The sequence below is a fragment of the Bradyrhizobium sp. P5_C11_2 genome (genome assembly GCF_054049755.1).
Genome location: NZ_JBFULT010000610.1, coordinates 1 through 4,326, shown reverse-complemented (window position 1 = coordinate 4,326; position 4,326 = coordinate 1). Strand labels below are relative to the sequence as shown.

General features: G+C 63.4%; 5 protein-coding genes. 1 reads left to right on the top strand and 4 read right to left on the bottom strand.

All coding sequences use genetic code 11. From position 1 onward, the window contains the following. Nucleotides 1-441: redoxin domain-containing protein (locus ACXJL8_RS35215; RefSeq protein WP_456686474.1), on the bottom strand; the 441-nt coding region annotated here is incomplete at its 3' end. Nucleotides 442-821: 380 nt separating this feature from the next. Here ACXJL8_RS35215 and ACXJL8_RS35210 point away from each other — a divergent pair. Next, nucleotides 822-1,394, top strand: coding sequence for a hypothetical protein (locus ACXJL8_RS35210; RefSeq protein WP_456618102.1), 573 nt, complete (start codon nt 822-824; stop codon nt 1,392-1,394). 49 nt (nt 1,395-1,443) lie between these two features. Here the strand turns inward: ACXJL8_RS35210 and ACXJL8_RS35205 are convergent, their stop codons facing one another. The 3 genes from ACXJL8_RS35205 to ACXJL8_RS35195 form a co-directional block, all read right to left on the bottom strand. Continuing rightward, the gene (locus tag ACXJL8_RS35205) at nt 1,444-3,297 is read right to left on the bottom strand and encodes an alkaline phosphatase family protein (RefSeq protein WP_456686473.1); all 1,854 of its coding nucleotides are present in this window, start codon (nt 3,295-3,297) and stop codon (nt 1,444-1,446) included. Between the two features lie 309 nt (nt 3,298-3,606). Continuing rightward, nucleotides 3,607-3,924, bottom strand: a complete 318-nt coding sequence (locus tag ACXJL8_RS35200) for a response regulator transcription factor (protein WP_456686472.1) — start codon at nt 3,922-3,924, stop codon at nt 3,607-3,609. 54 nt (nt 3,925-3,978) lie between these two features. Then, a partial coding sequence (locus ACXJL8_RS35195; RefSeq protein ID WP_456686471.1) for an ABC transporter permease occupies nt 3,979-4,326 on the bottom strand: 348 nt, incomplete at its 5' end.

The following is a 4,326-nucleotide window of genomic DNA, read 5'->3' as shown; positions in this document are numbered from 1 at the left end:
GACCAGCACCAGCTTGATCTTCTTGTCCGGCCCGATGATGAAGACGTTGCGAACGGTCTGGTTGTCGGCCGGCGTGCGGGTGAGGGGATCGCCCGATGTGGAGGCCGGCAGCATCTCGTAGAGCTTCGAGACGTTGAAGTCGGTGTCGCCGATCATCGGATAGTTCGGCGCGGCGCCCTGGGTCTCCTTGATGTCCTCCGACCATTTGGAATGGCGGTCGACCGGATCGACCGAGAGGCCCATCAGCTTGACGCCGCGCTTGTCGAATTCCGGCTTCAGCTTGGCCAGCGCGCCGAGCTCGGTCGTACAAACCGGCGTGAAGTCCTTCGGGTGGGAGAACAAAAGCGCCCAGCTGCTGCCGATCCAATCGTGGAACTTGATCTTCCCTTCGGTGGTCTCGGCTTCGAAGTCGGGGGCGGTGGTGCCGATCGGGAGTGTCATGGTTCTACCTCATCATATTGAATTTACTTGAGAATTCAGTTCGGCCGTCATTGTCAGTATAGGGTCTTGGCGATCTCAAGTGAACCGCTTCAAGTAAAATGTGAATTCCTTCCATGAAGGGCCGATTTTCTAGCACCTTTCTGTTAGAGGGGCCCCTGCGGCGAAACATCTCCACCGGAGCCGCACGGTCTCGATTGCCCCGATAAAGCCTTTTATGACCCGCATCACGCTGGCCCGACGTTTGATGGAACCGAAACGGTCCTGACAGCGACCAATTGGCAACCATCGAGAAAAGTCGCGATCCCCGTATCGAATCATTAACCACCCCTTTACGTCCGCATGAAAATGCTGGTCGATCAGAAGAAATCTGGAAGTGAACTATGTCTGCCGCAGTGCCGAAGTCCGTTGAGTCGCCGTCCCTCGAACCGTCCTGCCGCGATACCGCGGCCCATGCGCTGACCATCGTGCGCGACGGCGTGATCACGGGCGAAGGCCCGACCACCAAGGGCCGGGTGCACTTTTCCCGCTCGCTCGATGCCGATGACACCGCCTGGTGCGCCCGCATCCTGACCGCCACAGCCGTCAACGACCAGCCGGTCAGCCGCGCCGAAGCCGAAGCGCTGTTCGAGATCAACGAAGCCGCGACCGAGCGTAGCGATGGCGGCCGGTTCGACGACCTGCTCGCCAAGGCCGTCGCCCACTACGCGGCCAGCGCCTCGGGCGTGAAGGTGCCGCCGCGCAGCGTCGCGCTGTCGGCGGAGTCCGACATCGAGAGCTGGGCGCCGTCCTATGCTTCGAAGGTCAACAGCGAGATGCTGGAGTGGATCGCCGGCCAGATGCGCGGCAAGCGCCAGACCAACCGCCGCCTGATGGCGATGGTGGCGACCTTCCTGGGCGCCACCGCGCTGCCTCTGGCGGGCCAATTGCCGAACGTGTTCGACATCGGCATGTAGGAATTAGAGATTGTCGCGCCCCTTGCGGGGCGCGAGCGAAGCGGCGGGGTTATTTCCCCGCCGTTTTTTGTTTGCCGGCGTCCGGCTCGAGCCCGAGCGTGCGGCCCGGGAAGCCGGCGGCGTCGAAATAGCGCTGGCTGCCGACGCGCTGCGTGTTGAGCACGGTCTGCAGGCCGTTCTCGGACATCTTCGACTTCTCCACGCCCTTGTATGCCTTCGGCACGATGCCGTTGGGCAAGGCCTCCGACATCACCCGGCCGACCAGGCCGCCGTTCTGCGCGCCGCGCAAGCCCATGAGCTGGGCGGCCGTCATGCCGACGTCGGCGTTGCTGACCGGCAGCTCGTCGACGAAGCCGGCTTTGAAGTCCGGTCCGATCGCGGCCATGAAGTTCATGGTGTCGCCGCGGCTGAAGCTGCCATGCATGCCCTGGCCCTGGCGCAGCACGGTGTCGGCCACTTGCACCGAGCAGTTGGTCGGCGCCTCGCCGCACTCGCTGGCATAGGAGCGGAAGTTGACGACGATCGCCGGCGTCGGCGTTGCCGCCTTGCCGCGCAAATTGATGCTCGACAGCGGCAGGGTGCCGGGGAAGCGGCCGAGGCGGTCGTCGACGAACAGGCCGGAGACATAGTCCTGCTCGAGCAGGGCCTTGATAGTCCTGGCCGCTAGCTTCTTGTCGTTGTTGGGCAGATAGACCAGGTCCGAGCCGCCATTGGTGGCGACGACGAGGTCGGGCTTCTCCGGATCCTTGCCGAGCACGCCGTTGCCGGCCTTGGGATGCTTGTTGCCTTCGACCTTCGCATTCTTGTCGTTGGGGTCGAACAGCGGCAGGTCGAGCGCCTTGGCGAGGTCGAGCGCGAGGAATCCCATCGGGAGGAAGTCCTTCGGCGTGTCGTCATAGCTGACCTTGGCCGAGGGGCTGGTCTTGCTTTCCTTGGAGATGGTCGAGAAGCCGTGGTCGGCTGAAACGATGATATTGGTCGAGGCGGCCAGGCCGAGCTCGTCGAGCGCCTTGCGGAGCTGGGCGAGGTTGGTGTCGGCGTTCTTGATGCCGGCCATCGAGGTCGGCCCGTTGATGCCGGGCATGATCTGGTTGAGGCTGTCGCCGGTGTTGTGCTGGCTGCCGTCCGGGTCGCGCGACCAGAACACCAGCACGAATGGCTTGTTGCGGGCCTTGAACATCGGCAGCACCACCTTGGCGGCGACGTCGGCGAAATAGGCCTGCTGCGCGACGTTGGCGACCGTGGTGCCCGGCGTCTTGGCGTCGCCCGCCTTGCTGTTGTCGCCGCGCGGCGGCGTGGCGATGGGGAGCCCGGCCTTGGTCAGCGCATCCTTCACCTCGTCCGACAGCGCCACGCCGTTCTTGCCGCCCGTGGAGTCGTCGAACACGACCGAATGCAGGCCGGGCTTTTCGGGTTTGTCGGTGTGGTCGAACTGGTAGGTCGGGCCGACCTTGCCGATGGCGGCCGTGCTGAGGCCCTTGTCGCGGGCCATCTTCAAAATCGTCTCTTCGTTGAGATAGTCGCCCTTGAAATGCTCGTCGATGTCGCCGAGCACGGCGTCGTTCTCGATGAAGGGGACCACGGTGTCGCCTGCGGGGACGGAGGTGTAGTTGGTCCAGATCGTGTTGGAGAACACCCCGGTGTCGCCGAGATAATGGCCGGTCGACATTGCCGAGCCGTTGGCCATGGTGAAGGTCGGGAACAGCGAATGCGGGTTCTTGAAATTGACGCCCTTGTCGCGGACCTCGGCCATCGCCGGCGCCGTCTCGGGCGTGACCTTCAGCGCACGCAGCCCGTCAGGGATGAAGAGGATCAGGTTACGGGGCGTGTTGTTCTGGGCGGAGGCAAGTCCGGTGGACAGGACTGTCAGTCCGGCGGACAGCAACACCAGTGAACGGCGCATCAAATCTCTCCCTGCCTGCGGTGAGGCGGCTCGGCGGCCGACCGCGGCCCCCCGCCATCGTTTAGTTTTGCTGCATGACAGTTTTGTTACAAGAGCGGCCGGCTATGCAAGAGGCACAGACAGGGAAGGTGATCTTGCGGCCCCGGTCTCGTCACCGCGCCCATGGCGAAGCGATCCAGAAGCGCTCCGTGACGGCAGTCTTGGCGGCCGCCTGGCCGAAATTAATCGTCGAAAGCAAATGTCCAAATTCTAATCGCTAAAAAATATCCGGCTATCGATGCCTGCCCCTGGCGCTGGGAGAACCGGCCGTCATTCCGGCGCGGTCAGCACCCGTGGATTTTGTGCCAGCGCCGGCGTGGGCTTCGCGGCGGGGGGATAGCCCTTGGCATTGGCCAGATCGCGGCGCAGCGACCGCGGCGCCGACTGAAGCGCGAAGATGATCGCGATCTGGGTTCGGTTATGGAGCCGGTATTTGCGCATGATGTTGCCGATATGCGCTCGCACCGTATTCTCCGAGATCTTGAGCTCGTAGGCGATGTTCTTGTTCTGCATTCCGCGCGCGATAAGCATCATCAGCTCGCGCTCACGCGGCGTCGGTGCAATCAAATCTTTCGGATCCGGGCTCATGACTTGCTCCTCCCTGGCTTTTGGTTTCGATGTTGTGACCACCMCAGCATGGTCTCACTCCGTCTTGAGTGCCTCGATTGGACTGAGCTTGGACGCCTTGTGTGCAGGATAGAAGCCGAAGATGAGGCCGGTCGCGATCGAGAAGGCGAGGGCGAGACCGATCGCCTCGCCGTCGATCGAGGTGATCCACCCGGCCATGCGCGCGACCGTCATCGACAGCGTGACGCCGCCGAGAACGCCGATGGCGCCGCCGAGCAGGCAGAGCACGAGCGCTTCGCAGAGAAACTGGAGACGGATGTCCCGCATCCGCCCGCCGAGCGCGCGGCGGATGCCTATTTCCCGGGTGCGCTCGGTCACCGACACCATCATGACGTTCATGATGCTGATGCCGCCGACCAGCAG

What these genes read in the sequence shown, in the direction of transcription:
- ACXJL8_RS35200 (WP_456686472.1), bottom strand. Translation starts at nt 3,924, where the DNA reads ATGAGCCCGGATCCGAAAGATTTGATTGCACCGACGCCGCGTGAGCGC.
- ACXJL8_RS35210 (WP_456618102.1), top strand. Translation starts at nt 822, where the DNA reads ATGTCTGCCGCAGTGCCGAAGTCCGTTGAGTCGCCGTCCCTCGAACCG.
- ACXJL8_RS35205 (WP_456686473.1), bottom strand. Translation starts at nt 3,297, where the DNA reads ATGCGCCGTTCACTGGTGTTGCTGTCCGCCGGACTGACAGTCCTGTCC.